The sequence below is a fragment of the Streptomyces sp. NPDC052016 genome (assembly GCF_044548445.1).
GTDB lineage: Bacteria > Actinomycetota > Actinomycetes > Streptomycetales > Streptomycetaceae > Streptomyces.
In genome coordinates, this window is the sequence record NZ_JBIUBX010000038.1 from 1 (window position 1) to 19,514 (window position 19,514).

The 19,514-nt window shown below is 70.6% G+C and carries 14 protein-coding genes; 4 read left to right on the top strand and 10 right to left on the bottom strand.

Features of this window, described 5'->3' with window-relative positions:
- Positions 1 to 321: 321 nt before the first annotated feature.
- The 3 genes from ACIHAR_RS36020 to thyX all read right to left on the bottom strand — a co-directional run bounded on the left by ACIHAR_RS36020 (position 322) and on the right by thyX (position 3,983).
- Complete coding sequence (locus ACIHAR_RS36020; protein WP_400023425.1) at positions 322 to 2,007, bottom strand: ribonuclease J; 1,686 nt, start codon at positions 2,005 to 2,007, stop codon at positions 322 to 324.
- Between the two features lie 142 nt (positions 2,008 to 2,149).
- A complete protein-coding gene (dapA, locus tag ACIHAR_RS36025; RefSeq protein ID WP_400023427.1) occupies positions 2,150 to 3,049 on the bottom strand; it encodes a 4-hydroxy-tetrahydrodipicolinate synthase in 900 nt (299 codons plus the stop codon).
- A 193-nt stretch (positions 3,050 to 3,242) separates the two neighbouring features.
- Entirely contained in the window at positions 3,243 to 3,983 is a 741-nt protein-coding gene (gene thyX / locus ACIHAR_RS36030) for an FAD-dependent thymidylate synthase (protein ID WP_365466020.1), read from the bottom strand.
- A gap of 191 nt (positions 3,984 to 4,174) precedes the next feature.
- Between thyX and ACIHAR_RS36035 the strand changes: the two genes are divergently transcribed.
- Both ACIHAR_RS36035 and ACIHAR_RS36040 read left to right on the top strand, forming a co-directional pair.
- Positions 4,175 to 4,411, top strand: a complete 237-nt coding sequence (locus ACIHAR_RS36035) for a hypothetical protein (RefSeq protein ID WP_400023429.1) — start codon at positions 4,175 to 4,177, stop codon at positions 4,409 to 4,411.
- A 90-nt stretch (positions 4,412 to 4,501) separates the two neighbouring features.
- On the top strand, positions 4,502 to 5,056 hold the full coding sequence (locus ACIHAR_RS36040) for a PH domain-containing protein (RefSeq protein WP_365466024.1): 555 nt from the start codon (positions 4,502 to 4,504) through the stop codon (positions 5,054 to 5,056).
- Positions 5,057 to 5,130: 74 nt separating this feature from the next.
- Here the strand turns inward: ACIHAR_RS36040 and ACIHAR_RS36045 are convergent, their stop codons facing one another.
- From ACIHAR_RS36045 to rpsO, 5 genes are all read right to left on the bottom strand, one after another.
- Positions 5,131 to 5,589: a hypothetical protein gene (locus ACIHAR_RS36045; protein ID WP_365466026.1), complete on the bottom strand. Its 459-nt coding sequence runs from the start codon at positions 5,587 to 5,589 to the stop codon at positions 5,131 to 5,133.
- Between the two features lie 11 nt (positions 5,590 to 5,600).
- Positions 5,601 to 6,353, bottom strand: coding sequence for a 4-hydroxy-tetrahydrodipicolinate reductase (gene dapB / locus ACIHAR_RS36050; protein ID WP_365466028.1), 753 nt, complete (start codon positions 6,351 to 6,353; stop codon positions 5,601 to 5,603).
- A gap of 82 nt (positions 6,354 to 6,435) precedes the next feature.
- Positions 6,436 to 7,815: a pitrilysin family protein gene (locus ACIHAR_RS36055; protein ID WP_365466030.1), complete on the bottom strand. Its 1,380-nt coding sequence runs from the start codon at positions 7,813 to 7,815 to the stop codon at positions 6,436 to 6,438.
- The gene (locus tag ACIHAR_RS36060; RefSeq protein WP_365466032.1) at positions 7,812 to 10,034 is read right to left on the bottom strand and encodes a polyribonucleotide nucleotidyltransferase; all 2,223 of its coding nucleotides are present in this window, start codon (positions 10,032 to 10,034) and stop codon (positions 7,812 to 7,814) included. Before ACIHAR_RS36060 ends, ACIHAR_RS36055 begins: the two co-directional genes overlap by 4 nt.
- 314 nt (positions 10,035 to 10,348) lie before the next feature.
- Entirely contained in the window at positions 10,349 to 10,636 is a 288-nt protein-coding gene (gene rpsO / locus ACIHAR_RS36065) for a 30S ribosomal protein S15 (protein WP_043504552.1), read from the bottom strand.
- Positions 10,637 to 10,901: 265 nt separating this feature from the next.
- On the opposite strand from rpsO, the gene ACIHAR_RS36070 reads away from it, so the two are divergent.
- Positions 10,902 to 11,198 carry a DUF397 domain-containing protein gene (locus tag ACIHAR_RS36070; protein ID WP_365466034.1) on the top strand — a complete coding sequence of 99 codons (297 nt, stop codon included), beginning with the start codon at positions 10,902 to 10,904 and terminating at the stop codon, positions 11,196 to 11,198.
- A 223-nt stretch (positions 11,199 to 11,421) separates the two neighbouring features.
- On the opposite strand, the gene ACIHAR_RS36075 is transcribed toward ACIHAR_RS36070, so the two are convergent.
- A complete protein-coding gene (locus ACIHAR_RS36075) occupies positions 11,422 to 12,957 on the bottom strand; it encodes a PQQ-binding-like beta-propeller repeat protein (protein ID WP_400023433.1) in 1,536 nt (511 codons plus the stop codon).
- A gap of 675 nt (positions 12,958 to 13,632) precedes the next feature.
- A complete protein-coding gene (gene eccD, locus ACIHAR_RS36080; protein WP_365466038.1) occupies positions 13,633 to 15,141 on the bottom strand; it encodes a type VII secretion integral membrane protein EccD in 1,509 nt (502 codons plus the stop codon).
- Between the two features lie 322 nt (positions 15,142 to 15,463).
- Here eccD and eccCa point away from each other — a divergent pair, with 322 nt between their 5' ends.
- A complete protein-coding gene (gene eccCa / locus ACIHAR_RS36085; protein WP_365466040.1) occupies positions 15,464 to 19,435 on the top strand; it encodes a type VII secretion protein EccCa in 3,972 nt (1,323 codons plus the stop codon).
- Positions 19,436 to 19,514: the final 79 nt, after the last annotated feature.

Here is a 19,514-nt window from a genome sequence, read left to right on the forward strand (position 1 = left end):
TCACCCGAGAGACTCTCTCAGGCTTTCCTCCGGGCGCTTCCCTTCGGTCTTGCGTTTCCGACTCTATCAGATCTTTTCTCGATCCGATTTCCTCGGTGCTTTCCAGGTTCCCGCTTTTGTTTCGCGGTTTCCTTTCCGGCGGTTCCGACTTTATCAGAAGTTCTGAGCCGGTTTTCCCGTCCCTCTCGGGACTGGTCCGGCACGCGCAGTCGCGACCGGGTTCCCGTTCAGGCGGAGCCGTAAACGTACTGGAGCGGGGCGCCCCGATGCAAATCGAGGCACCCCGCTCCGAGTTCACGCGTGCGAGGGGTCGTTCGCGGGTCAGACCTCCACGACGACCGGGAGGATCATCGGCCTGCGGCGATAGGTGTCGGAGACCCACTTGCCGAGCGTCCGGCGGATGAGTTGCTGCAGCTGGTGGGGTTCGACCACGCCGTCCTGGGCCGAGCGCTCCAGGACCTCGGTGATCTTCGGGAGGACGTCCGCGAAGGCCGAGTCCTCGATGCCCGAACCGCGGGCCTGGACGTGCGGACCGCCGGTGATCTTGCCGGTGGAGGAGTCCACGACCACGAAGACCGAGATGATGCCCTCGTCGCCCAGGATCTTCCGGTCCTTCAGCGCCGGCTCGCCCACGTCGCCGACCGAGAGGCCGTCGACGTACACGTAACCGGCCTGGACCTTGCCGGAGATCTTGGCCTTGCCCTCGACGAGGTCGACGGCGACGCCGTCCTCGGCGATGACGATGCGGTCGTGCGGGACGCCGGTCATGGCGCCCAGCTCGGCGTTGGCGCGGAGGTGGCGCCACTCGCCGTGGACCGGCATCAGGTTCTTCGGCCGGCAGATGTTGTAGAAGTACAGGAGCTCGCCCGCGGACGCGTGGCCGGAGACGTGCACCTTGGCGTTGCCCTTGTGGACGACGTTCGCGCCCCAGCGGGTCAGGCCGTTGATCACGCGGTAGACCGCGTTCTCGTTGCCGGGGATGAGCGACGACGCCAGGATCACCGTGTCACCGTCGACGATGCGGATCTGGTGGTCGCGGTTGGCCATGCGGGACAGGGCGGCCATCGGTTCGCCCTGGGAACCCGTGCAGACCAGGACCACCTCGTGGTCGGGCAGGTCGTCGAGGGTCCTGACGTCCACGACCAGGCCCGGCGGGACCTTGAGGTAGCCCAGGTCGCGGGCGATGCCCATATTGCGGACCATCGAGCGGCCGACGAAGGCGACCCGGCGGCCGTATTCGTGGGCCGCGTCCAGGATCTGCTGGATGCGGTGCACGTGGCTGGCGAAGCTGGCCACGATGATCCGCTTGCGGGCGTTCGCGAAAACCTGGCGCAGGACGTTGGAGATGTCCCGCTCGTGCGGCGTGAAGCCGGGAACCTCCGCGTTGGTGGAGTCGCTGAGCAGGAGGTCGATGCCCTCCTCGCTCAGGCGCGCGAACGCGTGCAGGTCCGTCAGACGGTTGTCCAGGGGAAGCTGGTCCATCTTGAAGTCGCCCGTGTGGACGGCCATGCCGGCCGGCGTGCGGATGGCGACCGCGAGGGCGTCCGGGATGGAGTGGTTGACCGCGACGAACTCGCAGTCGAACGGGCCGATGCGCTCGCGGTTCCCCTCCGCCACCTCGAGGGTGTACGGGCGGATGCGGTGCTCCTGGAGCTTGGCCTCGATGAGGGCGAGGGTCAGCTTGGAGCCGATCAGCGGGATGTCCGGCTTCTCCCGGAGGAGGTAGGGGACGCCACCGATGTGGTCCTCGTGGCCGTGGGTGAGGACGATGCCCTCGATGTCGTCGAGACGGTCCCGGACGGACGAGAAGTCCGGCAGGATCAGGTCGATTCCGGGCTGCTCCTCCTCGGGGAAGAGCACTCCGCAGTCGACGATCAGCAGGCGGCCGCCGTACTCGAAGACCGTCATGTTGCGGCCGATCTCGCCGAGGCCACCGAGCGGGGTGACCCGCAGGCCGCCTTCGGGGAGCGGCGGGGGCGGGCCCAGTTCAGGGTGCGGATGACTCAAAAGACTCTCCTCAACCACGCGCGCCACGTACCGGTCGGGCACGTGGCGCGCGTGACGTTCGTGCAGAAGCAGTTGTCGTGATGGAAGGTGCAGGCACCGGTGGCCTGCGATGTTCGGTCGTATTCAGTTGTGAAGTCTGGTGTTAGAGCTGTACCCCGCCCGCGGCAAGATCGATCTTGAGCTGGTCGATCTCTTCGGGGGAGCACTCGATCATGGGTGCGCGCAGCGGGCCGGCGGGCAGGCCCAGGAGGCTCAGCGCGGCCTTCGTGGTCATGACGCCCTGGGTGCGGAACATGCCCGTGTAGACCGGGAGCAGCTTCTGGTGGATCTCCGTGGCCTTCTGGACGTCGCCCGAGGTGTACGCCTCGACGAGGGCGCGCAGGTCGGGGGTGACGACGTGGCCGACGACCGAGACGAAGCCGACGGCGCCGATGGAGAGCAGCGGGAGGTTGAGCATGTCGTCGCCGGAGTACCAGGCCAGGCCGGACCGGGCGATGGCCCAGCCGGCGCGGCCGAGGTCGCCCTTGGCGTCCTTGTTGGCCACGATCCGGGGATGCTCGGCGAGGCGGACGAGCGTCTCGGTGTTGATCGGGACGCCGCTGCGGCCGGGGATGTCGTAGAGCATGACCGGCAGCTCGGTGGCGTCGGCGACGGCCGTGAAGTGGCGGTACAGGCCCTCCTGAGGGGGCTTGTTGTAGTACGGGGTGACGACCAGGAGGCCGTGTGCGCCCGTCTGCTGCGCCGCGCGCGCCAGCTCGATGCTGTGGTGGGTGTCGTTGGTGCCGACGCCGGCCACGATGTGGGCCCGGTCTCCGACGGCCTCCAGGACGGCTCGTACCAGGTCCGATTTCTCCGCGTCGGTGGTGGTGGGGGACTCGCCGGTGGTGCCGTTGATGATCAGGCCGTCGTTGCCTGCGTCCACCAGGTGGGTGGCGAGCCGCTGTGCGCCGTCGAGGTCGAGTGCGCCGTCCGCCGTGAAGGGCGTGACCATGGCGGTGAGGACCCGCCCGAAGGGGGTCTGCGGAGTGGAGGTCGGAGCCATGGGTAACACGCTACTCGTTGCTCAGTGCGGGGTCTGCCCTCGGGGCGGGCGACAAGTCGTGACAAATGCGGAGCCCGGCACTGCCTGCTCGGGGGTTCAAGCAGTGCCGGGTCCGTTTGATCAGGCTAGATGAACTTCGCTAAATGCCGCAATACGGACACTTCGCCAGGCTGATCCGTACACATGTCTCTCGCTACGGAGCGACCCGGCCGTTGGCGTTGAAGGCCGCGTAGGTGAGCGGCATGAGCCTGGCCCACTCGGCCTCCATCTTCTCGCCGACCATCTCGATCTCCCGCTGCGGGAAGGACGGAACCTTCGCCAGCTCGTGCTGGGTGCGCAGCCCGAGGAAGTGCATCAGGGAGCGGGCGTTGCAGGTGGCGTACATCGAGGAGAACAGGCCGACGGGGAGGACCGCGCGGGCGACCTCGCGCGCGACGCCGGCGGCGAGCATCTCCTGGTAGGCCTCGTAGGCCCGACGGTAGGAGTCCTCCATGGTCCGGGTGACCAGCTCCTGCTGGGCCTCGGTGCCCTCGACGAACACGTACTTGCCCGGGCGGCCCTCCTGGACGAGCTTGCGGGAGGCGTCGGGGACGTAGAAGACGGGCTGGAGCTCCCGGTAGCGGCCGCTCTCCTCGTTGTAGGACCAGCCCACGCGGTGCCGCATGAACTCACGGAAGACGAAGATCGGGGCGCTGATGAAGAAGGTCATCGAGTTGTGCTCGAAAGGGCTGCCGTGGCGGTCCCGCATCAGAAAGTTGATCAGGCCCTTCGAGCGCTCCGGGTCCTTGTTCAACTCGTCGAGTGACTGCTCGCCGACGGTCGAGACGCGGGCGGCGAACAGCACGTCGGCGTCGGACGCGGTGTGCTTGACCAGCTCGACGGTGACGTCGCTGCGGGTGAAGATCTTGGTTTCGTCGGCGGGCCTGTCGGTCACGGTGCGGGGGTCCTTCCCAGTGCGTCTTGAGAGCGGCGCCAACTCTACGGGGACCGCCGAGGGGCGGTCGTGCAGGGGCGTGCCCCGAGATTCCTCCGGGACTTCTCGTGAAATGGGGCACGTTTTCGGGCACTCGCTCGTCTGTGTCAGTGACGACGTCCACTCCACCACGCTAGGAGGACGAACCCACCATGTTCCGTCGGCGCGAGTCCGTACCCTTCGCCTTCCTCGCCGAAGCCGACACGTTCCGCAGCAATGTCGCGCCCCCTCCCCGCGAGCGGTCCTCCGCCGGCCAGATAGCCGGGAGCTGGCTTCTGGGGCTCACCATCGTGGCCGCGCTGGTCGGTGCCCTGGTCATCGGGATGCCGGCGCTGACCCTGGACCACTCCGCGCAGACGCAGCAGTCCCGGGCGTCCCAGGGGCGCTGACTCCATCCGGGCCCCGATGGTGGTGGGGGTGGGCACAGGCGGATAGCCTCACCGGGCACAGCCCGCGCATGGAACGAGTGAGGACCAGCCGTGCCCCTGCCCTTCCTTACGGCCGACCGTGGCTTCGAGGCAGCCGACGACATCGCGTTGCCCTTCGACGACCGTGACCGCTGGCGGCGCCCCTACCGTCCCGGACCCTGGCGAGTCGGTGCGGCCGCTGTGTGCCTGCTGCTCGCCTCGTACGTGCTGTTCGCGGCGGTCGTGATCGCGCTGACCGGCTCGGTGTCGGAGGCCGGGGTGATCTTCGGCGTCTCGATGCTGGTGATCGCCGGTTCGCTGCGGCTGCTGCGGATGGGCGTGTGGGTGAGCGCGCGCGGGCTGCGGAGCGTGGGCTTCTTCCGCACGCGGACGGTGCCCTGGGAGCGGGTCGCGGCCGTGCGGACCGTGCAGCAGCCGGTGCGCTGGCTGGGCCTGCCGCGGACCGTGCAGGGCCAGGCGCTGACGGTCGTACGGCGGGATCGGACCGCGGAGGGTTCCGTGCCGTTTCTGACCACGCACGGAGCCGACTTCCTCGGCCGCGTCGAGGCGTTCGACCGGGCGGCGGACTCCGTCGAGGCGTGGGCCGAGGAGTACCGCAGGCCCTGAGGAGGCCCTGAGACGGCTTTGGGCCCGGTCGGCGTGTGCCGGCCGGGCCCACTGGCGTGTGCCTCCGCTTCGCCTCAGTGTGCGGCCTGCTGCCGCGAGGTCCGGTGCAGCCTGATGGCGTGCTGCATCGTCTTGCGGGCGCGCGGGGTGTCCCGGGCGTCGTGATAGGCGACGGCGAGACGGAACCAGGTGCGCCAGTCGTCGGGGGCGGCCTCCGTCTCGGCCTTGCGCCGGGCGAAGACCTCGTCGGCCGAGTCGCGGTCGATCCGGCCGCTGGGGGTGCGCTTCAGCTCGTCGACGGGCAGGCCGCCCTCGGCGTCGAGTTCGGCGGCGAGCTGGTTGGCCCTGCGGACGAACTGGGTGTTCTTCCACAGGAACCAGACGCCGATGACCGGCAGGATCAGCACCGCCACGCCGAAGGTGACGGTCAGGAGCGTGCCCGACTGGATGAGCATGACGCCACGGCTGCCGACCAGGACGAAGTAGACGACCAGGACGGCGGCCGTGAGGGCGTAGGAGAGCTTCGCGCGCATGTCTGTGGGGCTCAGTTCAGGTCGAGGAAGTGTTCCAGGCCGAAGGTCAGCCCCGGAGTCGTCACCACGCGGCGGGCGCCCAGCAGGATGCCCGGCATGAAGCTGCTGTGGTGCAGGGAGTCGTGCCGGACGGTGAGGGTCTCGCCCTCGCCGCCCAGCAGGACCTCCTGGTGGGCGAGCAGGCCGCGCAGGCGCACGGCGTGGACGGGGACGCCGTCGACGTCCGCCCCGCGTGCCCCCTCCAGGGCCGTGACCGTGGCGTCCGGCGCCGGCGCGGAGCCGGCCCGGCGGCGCGCCTCGGCGATGAGCTGGGCGGTGCGCGTGGCGGTGCCGGAGGGGGCGTCGACCTTGTTCGGGTGGTGCAGCTCGACGACCTCGACCGACTCGAAGTACGGCGCGGCGATCTGCGCGAACTTCATGGTCAGCACGGCCCCGATGGAGAAGTTCGGCGCGATGAGGACGCCCGTCTCCGGGGACCGGGCGAGCCAGTCCTTCAGCTGCGCGAGGCGCTCGTCGGTCCAGCCGGTGGTGCCGACCACCGCGTGGATGCCGTGCCGTACGCAGTAGTCGAGGTTGTCCATGACCGAGGCCGGGGTGGTCAGCTCGACGGCGACCTGGGCACCGGTCTCCGCCAAGGTCTCCAGCTTGTCGCCCCGGCTCAGGGCGGCCACCAGCTCCATGTCCTCGGCGGCCTCGACCGCCCGTACCGCCTCGGACCCGATGCGGCCCTTCGCACCGAGGACCGCCACGCGCAGCTTGCTCATCTGTTGCTTCCTTACCGAAGGGGCTTATCCGAAGGGGCTTGTCCGAGAGGGCTCACCAGAGGCTTGCCGAAGAGGACGGACGTCAGGCGACGGCCTCGTGCAGACGAGTCGCCTGCTTGTCCTTGAGCGGACCGATGACCGACAGCGAGGGACGCTGTCCCAGGACCTCGCGGGCCACCGAACGCACCTCGTCCGGGGTCACGGCCCCGATCCGGCTCAGCATGTCGTCGACGGACATCTGCTCGCCCCAGCACAGCTCACTCTTGCCGATGCGGTTCATGAGCGCACCGGTGTCCTCCAGTCCGAGGACGGTGGAGCCCTTGAGCTGGCCGATGGCGCGGTCGATCTCGTCGTCGGACAGGCCGTGCTCGGCGACGTGGTCGAGTTCGTCGCGGCAGATCTTCAGCACGTCGTGGACCTGGCTCGGCCGGCACCCGGCGTACACGCCGAACAGGCCGCAGTCGGCGAAGCCGGAGGTGTACGAGTACACGCTGTAGGCCAGGCCGCGCTTCTCACGGACCTCCTGGAAGAGGCGGGAGGACATCCCGCCGCCGAGGGCCGTGTTGAGCACTCCGAGGGCCCAGCGGCGGTCGTCGGTGCGCGAGAGGCCGGGCATGCCGAGGACGACGTGCGCCTGCTCGGTCTTGCGGCCGATCAGCTCGACCCGGCCCGCGGCACGGATGCTGCGCCGGCCGGAGCGCGGGGCGACGGGGGTCGCCTCGAGGTCCTTGAGGGCGCCCGCCTTCTCGAAGGCGGCGCGCACCTGGCGTACGACCTTGTTGTGGTCGATGTTGCCGGCGGCGGCGACCACGAGGTGGGTGGGGTCGTAGTGCTTGCGGTAGAAGCGGCGGATGCGGTCGGCGGTGAGCGCGTTGACCGTGTCGACCGTGCCGAGGACCGGTCGGCCGAGGGCGTTGTCGCCGAACATGGTGTGCGCGAACAGGTCGTGCACGCAGTCGCCCGGGTCGTCCTCGGTCATCGCGATCTCTTCGAGGATGGCGCCGCGCTCGACGTTGACGTCCTCCTCGAGAATGAGGGAGCCCGTCAGCATGTCGCAGACGACGTCTATCGCCAGCGGCAGGTCGGCGTCGAGCACGCGCGCGTAGTAGCACGTGTACTCCTTCGCCGTGAACGCGTTCATCTCGCCGCCGACCGCGTCGACGGCGGCGGAGATGTCCAGGGCGGACCTGCGCGTGGTGCCCTTGAAGAGCAGGTGCTCCAGGTAGTGCGTGGCGCCGTTCAGGGCCGGGGTCTCGTCGCGGGAGCCGACGTGCGCCCAGATGCCGAAGGTCGCGGAGCGGACCGAGGGCAGGGTCTCGGTGACGATGCGCAGACCGCCCGGAAGGGTGGTCTTGCGGACCGTGCCGATGCCGCTCTCGCCCTTGATGAGGGTTTGGGTACGGGCGACGGCCCGCGCCTCCGAGGAGGTGCGGGCCGTCGCCTTGGAGCCACGGGACGTCACTGCTCGGCGTCGTCCTTCTTGTCGTCGGAGGCCTCTTCCTCACCCTCGATCACGGGGACGAGGGAGAGCTTGCCGCGCGAGTCGATCTCGGCGATCTCGACCTGGACCTTCTGGCCCACGCCGAGGACGTCCTCGACGTTCTCCACGCGCTTGCCGCCGGCCAGCTTGCGGATCTGCGAGATGTGCAGCAGACCGTCCTTGCCGGGGAGCAGGGAGACGAACGCGCCGAAGGTCGTGGTCTTGACGACCGTGCCCAGGTAGCGCTCGCCGACCTCCGGCATCGTCGGGTTGGCGATGCCGTTGATCGTCGTGCGCGCGGCCTCGGCGGACGGGCCGTCGGCGGCGCCGATGTAGATGGTGCCGTCGTCCTCGATCGTGATCTCGGCGCCCGTGTCCTCCTGGATCTGGTTGATCATCTTGCCCTTGGGGCCGATGACCTCGCCGATCTTGTCGACCGGGATCTTCACGGTGATGATCCGCGGCGCGTTCGGGGACATCTCGTCCGGCGTGTCGATCGCTTCCATCATCACGTCGAGGATGTGGAGGCGGGCGTCACGGGCCTGCTTCAGGGCCGCGGCCAGGACGGAGGCGGGGATGCCGTCCAGCTTGGTGTCGAGCTGGAGGGCGGTCACGAACTCCTTGGTGCCGGCGACCTTGAAGTCCATGTCGCCGAAGGCGTCCTCCGCACCGAGGATGTCGGTGAGGGTGACGTAGTGCGTCTCGCCGTCGATCTCCTGGGAGATCAGGCCCATGGCGATACCCGCGACCGGGGCCTTCAGCGGCACACCGGCGTTCAGCAGCGACATGGTGGAGGCGCAGACCGAGCCCATGGACGTCGAGCCGTTGGAGCCGAGGGCCTCGGACACCTGGCGGATCGCGTAGGGGAACTCCTCGCGGGCCGGCAGGACCGGGATCAGGGCGCGCTCGGCGAGGGCGCCGTGGCCGATCTCGCGGCGCTTCGGGGAGCCGACGCGGCCGGTCTCACCGGTGGAGTACGGCGGGAAGTTGTAGTTGTGCATGTAGCGCTTGCGGGTCACCGGGGAGAGGGTGTCCAGCTGCTGCTCCATGCGGAGCATGTTCAGGGTGGTGACGCCCAGGATCTGGGTCTCGCCACGCTCGAACAGCGCGGAGCCGTGGACCCGCGGGATGGCCTCGACCTCGGCGGCGAGGGTGCGGATGTCGGTGACACCGCGGCCGTCGATGCGCTTCTTCTCCTTGATGACGCGCTCACGGACCAGGGTCTTGGTCAGCGAGCGGTACGCGGCGGAGATCTCCTTCTCGCGGCCCTCGAACTCCGGCAGGAGCTTCTCGGCGGCGAGGGACTTGACGCGGTCCAGCTCCGTCTCGCGCTCCTGCTTGCCGGCGATGGTGAGCGCCTGGGCGAGCTCGGGCTTGACGGCGGCGGTCAGCGCCTCCAGGACGTCGTCCTGGTAGTCGAGGAAGATCGGGAACTCGGCGGTCGGCTTGGCGGCCTTCGCGGCGAGGTCGGCCTGCGCCTTGCAGAGCACCTTGATGAAGGGCTTCGCGGCGTCCAGACCGGCGGCGACGACCTCCTCGGTCGGCGCGTCGGCGCCGCCCTCGACGAGCTTGATGGTCTTCTCGGTGGCCTCGGCCTCGACCATCATGATCGCGACGTCGCCGTCCTCCAGGACGCGGCCCGCGACGACCATGTCGAAGACGGCGTCCTCGAGCTCGGTGTGCGTCGGGAAGGCCACCCACTGGCCGCGGATCAGCGCGACGCGGACGCCGCCGATCGGGCCGGAGAAGGGCAGACCGGCCAGCTGCGTGGACGCGGACGCGGCGTTGATCGCGACGACGTCGTACAGGTGGTCGGGGTTGAGCGCCATGATCGTGGCGACGACCTGGATCTCGTTGCGCAGGCCCTTCTTGAAGGACGGGCGCAGCGGGCGGTCGATGAGGCGGCAGGTGAGGATGGCGTCCTCGGAGGGGCGGCCCTCACGACGGAAGAAGCTGCCGGGGATCTTGCCGGCGGCGTACATCCGCTCCTCGACGTCCACCGTCAGGGGGAAGAAGTCGAGCTGGTCCTTGGGGTTCTTGGAGGCGGTGGTGGCCGACAGCACCATGGTGTCGTCGTCCAGGTACGCCACGGCGGAACCGGCGGCCTGCTTGGCCAGGCGGCCCGTCTCGAAGCGGATGGTGCGGGTGCCGAAGGAGCCGTTGTCGATGACGGCCTCGGCGTAGTGGGTCTCGTTCTCCACTAGCGTTTTCTCCGTTACTTGTCGTCTTTCGTCCCGCGGCTGCCCGTGTGACAGGGGGACGGTGGCGGAGAAGCGCTCCGTGCGGTGCGGGCCGGTCTTCGATCGAAGCACCCGGGGCTCGCTTCCCCCGGGGGCCACTACCGAGGACCGGCGGCGGCTGGGTGCGCTTCTCCTCGTTGTTCCGTTGTTGTGCGTCGTGCCTATTGCGTTGTGCTACCACACTACAAAGCGTGTGTGACACTCCGCATGTTTCCGTACGTACGGCAAAGGGAGCGGTCCCCGATCGTCACGGGAACCGCTCCCTTCACGGCGTCTTACTTGGCGCCCGCCGCACCACGGCGGATGCCGAGGCGGTCGACCAGCGTACGGAAGCGCTGGATGTCCTTCTTCGCCAGGTACTGCAGCAGCCGGCGGCGCTGACCGACCAGGATCAGCAGGCCACGGCGGGAGTGGTGGTCGTGCTTGTGGGTCTTGAGGTGCTCCGTCAGGTCGGAGATCCGACGGGACAGCAGAGCGACCTGGACCTCGGGGGAGCCGGTGTCACCCTCCTTGGTACCGAACTCGGAGATGATCTGCTTCTTCACTGCGGCGTCGAGCGACACTCGTACTCCTCGAAATCTGTGGATGGCCACCGAGTGCCCCCGGTCTGCGTCTCGGGGGAGCTTCCGTTACTCGGGAGGCGGGGATCCGCTGGGCGCGGCCTCCAGAGCGGGCGCTCCGGGGGTGCGTACACAAACGGCCGTCAGCCAGAGTACCAGCAGGCCGGGGCCGCTCCCGCACCGGTTGTCGAATCGGGCGGACGGCCGGGGCGCTGCCACTAGGGTGAACGGTTGGATCATCCGTGCGTCGGGAAGGGGTCGCCGCGCCATGGCGGACGAAGCGAACGAGGACGTCAAGGCCCGCAAGGAGCGGGAGCGGGACGAGCTGTACGCGCTCGACATCTCCGGGGTCGAGTGGGAGTGCGCGCCGGGCACGGAGGAGCACGAGGAGCGCGTCGAGATCGCCCATCTCCCCAACGGGGCCGTGGCGATGCGGTCGTCGCTCGACCCGGACACCGTGCTGCGGTACACGGAGGCGGAGTGGCGGGCCTTCGTCCTGGGCGCGCGGGACGGCGAGTTCGACCTGGAGCCGGCGCCGCACAACGGCGGACTGGACGCCGTGTAGGGCGGCTGCCGTACGTCGTACGCGGTGGCGTCGCACGACGGCTCTTCGCGCGACGACACGGTTCGTCGCACGATGCGGTGCGTCAGTCCCACCCCGGCGCCGCGGAGCCCGAAGACACGGCTCGTCGCACGACGGCACGGGCTTCCGCCTGCGTCGCGGCAGGCTTTCGCAGTGCCATGCGTCGGTGTCGTCGTGACGCCGCGCGCGGCGCCGGCGGCACGGGCTACTTCCTCCTCGCCGCTTCGCTCTCGATGCCGAGGGCCAGGTAGACCCACTTCGGCTGGTCGGCGCCGGGGCCGGTGACGGACTTGGCGCCGAAGAAGAGGCGGCCGTCCTGGACGAGGACGTCGTTGAAGTCGATCGAGGTGAAGGTCTCGGCCTCGGCCGGCAGGTCGAAGTAGAAGTACGGGGTCTCCTTGCCGGTCCCCGGGTCGAGGCTGACGAGCGCGGTGGGCGTGATGCGGTCCCGGCTCTCGCGCAGGGCGAGGAGCCGGTCGCCGCTCGTCCGCACCGGGATCAGGAGCGCGTTGGGGCCCGACTCGAATTTCTTGGTGGTGTTCCCGGTCGCCAGGTCGAAGCCGATGATCCAGTTGGTGGTGCGCCCTCCGATGTCCTCCTTGCTGCGCAGGAAGACCTGACCGGCGCCGACCGCGATGGTCGGGCAGTCGTCCACGAGGTACGTCTCGGCCGAGCACTCCCCCACGTACGTGCCGTTCTGCAGGCGGATCGTGGCGCGGTTCCCGCCGTCCTCGTCGAGGGAGAGCAGCTCCGTGACGCCGGTGTCCCCCGCGGAGACGGCGAGGACGGCCGGGTGGGTGGACGGGACGTCGAGGTCGCGGACGCCTTTCGCGGCGGAGTACGTCCACAGGGCGCGGCCCGTGGTCGGGTCGACCTTGCGCGCCTTGTACGTGATGCGTTCCCAGGAGTCGACGGGAAGGCTCTTGTCACCGCTCCAGCACTGCTCGATCACGACCAGCGCGCCCCCGCCGGCGGCGCCGTTGTCCTGGCAGGCGCCGGTGGCCTTCGTGCTCCAGCGGGTCTTCCCGAGGTCCATGTCGTAGGCGATCGTGCCGCCGCCCCAGGTGACGGCGACCGTGTCGTGGGTGAGGGACACGCTCGGGCTGTCCTGGACGGCGCCGTTCCTCGGGACGCCCGGGTTCGTGCCGGACGGGGAGGCGGGGAAGTCGTGGGACCAGACGGCACGGCCGTCGTCGAGGTCGAGGAAGGCGACGTGGTCGCAGAGGGCGCCCTCCTTCGCGCTCGCGCGGTAGAGGACGGCGGTCCGGTTCTCTCCGGCCACATGGCGGGTGTAGCCGCAGATCGGGCCGGCCAGCGGGAGCTTCCACTGCTCGTCGCCCGGCGAGGCGTCGGTGCCTATGCGCAGGCCGACGACGGTCTGGTTGACGCCCTTGGCGAGGATCTTGTCCGTGGCCCACATGCCGGGCATCTCGTACCGCTCCCCGGGGGTCATGTCGTCCACCGAGAAACGGACGGCCATCACGCCGTTGGTGCTCGCCGGCCGCTTCTCGACGGTCCGGCGGACGTCGAGGCGGCCGGGTGCGTCGGAGGTCTTCGTCCCGTCCGAGGTGTTCGTGCCGCCGGCGTCACCGCTCAGCAGGAACCGGCCCCCGGCGCCCAGACCCGCGACGAGGGCGACGAGGAGCAGACCCAGCAGCAGCTTGCGAGGGCGCTGCCTCGCCTGGGCGCCCGCCGACAGGGCGGACTGGGTGTAGGCGGAGGGCGGTGGGCCGAAGCTCACGTGCGGGTTTCCTTTGGCTCTCTGGGGAGGGCACGGTCGGTGGACCGAGTGGGCGCCGAGTGCGCGGAGGGGGCAGCCGGGCGTCCACGGGACAGCTCGGCCGACGAACCGCGCGGGTCGTCCGGTCACCGACCGGAGAGCCCACCGATGGACCGCGCAGGTCAGCCGGACACCGATCCGACAGTCCGGCTTGCGGACGAGCAGTCAGCGGTCGTCGACCGGATGGCATGGCCCGCGGACGAGCAGGTCACCTGGTCACCGGCCCGACGATCAGCCCACTGGACCGACAGGCCACCCGGTCATCGACCCGACAACAACCCGGCCCACGGGACCGATCACCGACCCGACAGCCCGGCCCGGCGGGCGGGCAGGTCAGCCGGACACCGGCCAGACAACCCACCGGCGGACCCCGCAGGTCACCCGGTCACCGGCCCGACGATCAGCCCACTGGACCGACAGGCCACCCGGTCATCGACCCGACAACAACCCGGCCCACGGGACCGATCACCGACCCGACAGCCCGGCCCGGCGGGCGGGCAGGTCAGCCGATCACCGGCCCGAGAGCCCCGCCCGGCGGGCGGGCAGGTCAGCCGGACACCGGCCCGAGAGCCCCGCCCGGCGGGCGGGCAGGTCAGCCGGACACCGGCCCGGCAACCCGCCGCCAGATCCCGTAGGTCAGCCCGTCATCGACCGGACGGCCCCGTACACGTCGAACACGGCCAGGGCCAACGGCACCAGGGTCAGCAGGACGAAGCCCTCGGCGATCTCCATGAAGCGCCCCCAGAACGGCGTGAGGCCGCCTCGCGAGGCGATCAGGCCGATGGCGGTGACGATCGCGGAGGCCGCGGCGATCGCCGCCACGAGCCAGATCGTGCGGAGGTCCAGGTCGGTGCGGTCGCCGGTGAGGGCGTCGCGGAACACCGACAGGGGCGGGTTGAGCGCCAGACCGAGACCGAGCAGCACGAGCGAGCCGAGGCCCGCGGCCAGGACGGGCGCGACCTGGGCGGTGTACCGGAAGAGGCCGGCCCGCATCAGCAGGGCGATGCCCACGGCCAGCGCGAGCAGTTGGGCCCAGACGTCGTCGGAGAAGCCGAGGACCGCGCAGGCGCCGACCGCGGTCACGGCGCAGCCGCCGACCAGGCCGACGAGGAGTTCGTGGCCGCGGCGGGCCTGTGCGGTGATCCGCTCGACGTCGACCGGCTCCTGCGGGGCCGGGTCGGCGCCGTAGGCGCTGCGGGGCGCGGTGTCCGGGGCGTCGAACCCGATGGGCAGCCGGGCGAAGCGCATGGACAGGCCGGGCAGGAAGGCGAGGGCGCCCACCGCGACGGGGGCGCACAGGGCAGCCGTCTCGGACGGCGACCAGTGCGCGAGGATCGCCGCGAACACCGCCGCCAGAGCGACACCGGAGGCGACGACTGCGGCGACGAAGGGCCCGTCGCCGCCCGGGGAGCAGAGGGTGAGGAGCACCGCGGCGAGCAGCACCGCCGCACAGGCCAGCAGGAACTGGAGCTTGCCGATGCCCTGGCCGTCGGCGAGCGGGAGGAGGCCCGAGCCGGCCACTGCGACGTTCGGCAGCGCGCCGAGTCCGAGGGCGATGGCCGAGGCGCGGTCGTCGTAGACGCGGGCCCGTACGCAGGCGAGGGCGACCAGGAGGACGCCGGTGACCGCGGCGAGGACGCCGGGCAGCGAGTGCATGTCGTGGCGCGGGTCGCCCATCCAGGCCACGAAGGCGAGCAGGGCCGGCAGGACGCCACCGCCGACGAGGCCCGCGGCCCGGGTCAGGTCGCCGCTCCACAGGGTGTGTTCACGTGTCACGGCGGACGCGACCGCCTCGGACACGTCGTCGTAGACGGCGGGGGGCAGCGACTCGGAGAAGGGGCGCAGCGTGAGGAGTTCGCCGTCGAGGATGTGCTGGGCGGCGAACGAGCGCGAGTCGTCGAGGACCCTGCCGTCGCGGCGCACCAGGTGGTAGCCGACGGGGGCGCCCTCTGCGGGGCTCTGCCGGGAGAGCCTGAGAATCTCCGGGTAGATGTCGACGACGGGGATGTCGTCGGGCAGGGCCACGTCGATCCTGCTGTCGGGCGCGACGATCGTGACACGGCAGAAGCCAAGGCCGGTCCCGGAGGCGGCGCCACCTGTTCCTTGCCCTCCTCCGGTGGCTGCCGCGGAGGCCGTGATGCTCACCTGCTGCTCCCCCTCAGTTCAGTGATGATCCCGCGTCGGCGGTGTGAAAGTCCTGCGCCGGTTCGCGCCCTTCGGGACCGGTGGGTCCGAACGGGCGGCGGAACAGGCGCCGTCGGGCGGCCGCCGGGCACCGAAGCATCCCGAATCCCGCCGGAATGTCCGAGCCCGCACGGCCCAAGTCGCATGTGCTCACGCGAACATCCGGCACCCTACCTCCCCCTCGTCGCACAAGAAGTCAGTAGGATCACGCGGCGGCCTGCGTCCGCCTGACACGGGGTGGCGGACGGTACTTTCCCGGGGCCGGCAAGGGAATTGGTGAGCAGTGAGCCACATCGTCGTGAAGCGCCCTCCCCGGTCGCTGCCGTCCGCGGTGCCCACGGGCGAGATCGCCGTGCAGCCTCCGCCCGAGTTGCCGCGGGGCAATCAGGAGAGCGTGCTGATGCAACTCCTGCCGACCCTCGGCATGGGCGGCTCGGTGGTCTTCTTCTTCACGAGCGGGCAGCCGTTCATGAGGATCATGGGCATGATCATGATCGCCTCGACCATCGCGATGTCCATCGCGATGGTGGTCCGCTTCCGCCGCGGCTCACAGGGGCAGTTGGCGGACATGCGCCGCGACTACCTGGGCTATCTGGCGCAGACCCGCCGCACCGCGATGGACGCCGCGCGGGCGCAGCGGGACGCGCAGTACTACCTGCATCCCTCCCCGGAGCAGCTGTGGGCACTGGTCGCCGAGGGCAGCCGGGTGTGGGAACGGCGGCCGGGGGACGAGGACTTCGCCCAGGTCCGCATCGGTCTCGGCGCCCAGGGGCTCGCCACTCCGCTGATCGCGCCCGAGACCGGGCCCGTCCAGCAGCTGGAGCCGCTGACGGCGGGTGCCCTGCAGCGCTTCCTCGCCGTCCACGGCACCGTGGACGACCTGCCGATGGCCGTCTCCCTGCGGGCGTTCTACCACGTGACGATCAGCGGCGAGCCGCAGTCGGTGCGGTCCTCCGCCCGGGCCCTGGCCGGTTCGCTGGCCGCGCTGCACTCCCCCGAGGACCTGGTCATCGTCGTCGCGGCGGGCCGCGAGGAGCTGGCGCACTGGGAGTGGGCCAAGTGGCTGCCGCACGTGCAGTCGCCGGAGGCTCTGGACGGCGCGGGCAGCCGCCGGCTGATCGGCAGTGACCCGCGCGAGCTGGAGAACCTGATCGCGTCCCGGCTCACCGGCCGCCCCCGGTTCCACCCCAACGCCGCACCGCTGCCGGAGGAACCGCACATCGTCGTCGTTCTCGACAGCCTCTCGCTGCCCCCGGACTCGCACCTGGCCAACCCCGAGGGGCTCCAGGGAGTGACGATCCTCGAGGTCGTCCCCGGCGAGCTGACCGGGGCCGGCGGCGAGCTCAACATCGTCGTGCAGCCCGGAGCCCTGCACCTGGAGTCAGGGCACGGAGCGGTCTACGAGGGGACGCCCGACGTCCTGTCGTACGAGTCCGCGGAGGTGCTCGCGCGGCAACTGGCGCCGCTGCGGATGGCGTCCGGCGGGGACGACGACGAACCGCTGCTCGCCAACCTGGAGTTCACCGACCTGCTGAACCTCGGTGACGCGGCCTCCGTCGACCCCCGGCGCACCTGGCGGCCGCGTTCGCTGGCCGAGCGGCTGCGCGTGCCGATCGGCGTCGGCGAGGACGGCCGCCCCGTCATGCTCGACCTCAAGGAGGCGGCGCAGGAGGGCATGGGCCCGCACGGCCTGTGCGTGGGCGCGACCGGTTCCGGCAAGTCGGAGCTGCTGCGCACGCTGGTGCTGGGCCTGGCGGTCACCCACTCCTCGGAGACCCTGAACTTCGTCCTCGCCGACTTCAAGGGCGGCGCGACCTTCGCCGGCATGGCGCAGATGCCGCACGTCGCGGCGGTGATCACCAACCTGGCGGACGACCTGACCCTGGTCGACCGCATGGGCGACTCCATCCGCGGCGAGCTCAACCGCCGTCAGGAGATGCTGCGGGACGCGGGCAACTACGCCAACATCCACGACTACGAGAAGGCGCGGGCGGCGGGTGCGCCGCTGCAGCCGATCCCCTCCCTGGTCCTGGTGATCGACGAGTTCAGCGAACTGCTGACGGCGAAGCCGGACTTCATCGAGATGTTCGTGCAGATCGGCCGTATCGGCCGTTCGCTCGGCGTGCACCTGCTGCTGGCCTCACAGCGCCTGGAGGAGGGCCGGCTGCGCGGCCTGGAGACGTATCTGTCGTACCGCATCGGCCTGCGGACCTTCTCCGCGGCGGAGTCCCGCGCCGCGCTGGGCGTGCCGGACGCCTACGAGCTGCCGAACGTACCGGGTTCGGGCTTCCTGAAGTTCGGCACGGACGAGATGGTGCGGTTCAAGGCGGCGTACGTCTCCGGTGTCTACCGTTCGGGCCCGCAGCGGACGACGCTGGGCGACGGTCCCCTGCCGGTGGACCGGCGGCCGGTGCTGTTCACGGCGGCCGAGGTGCCGGTGCGCTACGTGCAGGTGCCGCAGCAGCGCACCTCCTCCGACGAGCCCGAGGTCGACGAGGCCCTCGCGGACACCGTCCTCGACGTGATCGTGCGCCGGCTGGAGGCGCAGGGCCCGGCGGCCCACCAGGTGTGGCTGCCGCCGCTGGACAGCCCGCCGTCACTGGACGCGCTCCTGCCCGGGCTCGCCGCGGTGCAGGGCCGCGGTCTGACCCAGCCGGGCTACGAGGGCGCGGGCCGCCTGGTCGTGCCGGTCGGCCTGGTGGACAAGCCGTACGAGCAGCGCCGTGACCCCCTCTGGGTGGACTTCTCCGGCGCGGCCGGCCACATGCAGATCCTCGGCGGCCCGCAGTCCGGCAAGTCGACCCTGCTGCGTACCCTGATCTGCTCCTTCGCCCTGACCCACACGCCGTACGAGGTCCAGTTCTACGGCCTCGACTTCGGCGGTGGCGGCATGGCTGCGGTGGCCGGTCTGCCCCACGTGGGCGGGGTGGCCTCGCGTCTGGACCCGGAGCGGGTGCGGCGCACGGTGGCCGAGGTCTACGGCGTGATGACCCGCCGCGAGGAGTACTTCCGTTCGGCGGGCATCCCCTCGATCGGCGACTTCCGGGCACGGCGGGCGCGGGGCGAGATCTCGGTCACGGACCAGCCCTGGGGCGATGTCTTCCTGGTCATCGACGGCTGGGGCAACTTCCGCGCGGACTACGACGCCCTGGAGCCGGTCGTCCTCGAGATGGCGGCCCGCGGTCTGGGCTACGGCATCCACGTCGTCGTGACGGCCTCGCGCTCCATGGAGGTCCGGGCAAACATGAAGGACCACCTGATGAACCGCCTGGAGCTGCGGCTCGGCGACACGATGGACTCCGAACTGGACCGCAAGGTCGCCGCGAACGTCCCGACGGGTGTTCCGGGCCGGGGCCAGTCCCCGCAGAAGCTGCACTTCATGGCGGCGGTGCCGCGCATCGACGGGCTCGCCTCGGACACGGACCTCTCGGACGCCACGCAGGCGCTGGCGACGGAGGTGACCCGCCACTGGCAGGCACCGCCCGCTCCCGAGGTACGCCTGCTGCCCCGCAGCTTCCCGGCCGCCCAGCTGCCGCCGGGCAACCGTTTCCCGCGGCAGGGCGTCGCCTTCGCCCTCGACGAGAACAACCTCGAGCCGGTCTTCGTCGACTTCGAGCAGGACCCGTTCTTCCTCGTCTTCGGCGAGAGCGAGTCGGGCAAGTCGAACCTGCTGCGCCTGCTGATCAAGCAGCTGACGGAGCGTTACTCGGGCGACGAGTGCAAGCTGTTCGTGGTCGACAACCGGCGCTCCCTGCTGGACGTCACCCCGGCCTCCCACCTGGCCGAGTACATCCCGATGTCCAACTCCATGGACCACCACATGTCCGCCCTCGCCAACCTGATGCAGCGCCGCACCCCGACCGCGGACGTGACGGCGCAGCAACTGCGGGACCGGAGCTGGTGGCAGGGTCCGACGGTGTTCGTCGTCATCGACGACTACGACCTCGTGGCGACGTCCAGCGGAAACCCGCTGGCCGGACTCACGGAGCTGCTGCCGTTCGCCCGTGACGTGGGCGTGCGCTTCATCATCGCGCGCTCCACGGCCGGCGCGAGCCGCGCCTCCTACGAGGCCTTCATGCAGCGCATCAAGGAACTCGGCGCGCAGGGCGTGGTGCTGGCGGGCGACCCCGGAGAGGGAGACCTCCTCGGCGGGGTCCGGGCCCGGCCGATGCCGGCGGGCCGCGGGATCTTCGTCTCTCGGCGCCGGGGGAAGCCGTTGGTCCAGGTGGGCCTGATGGGCGACGAGCTGTCCTGAGGCGTGCCGCCGGGGTCCCCCGGCGGGTGGCCGGCAACGCGAACGGCGGGCCCCGGGTTGTTCCCGGGGCCCGCCGTTC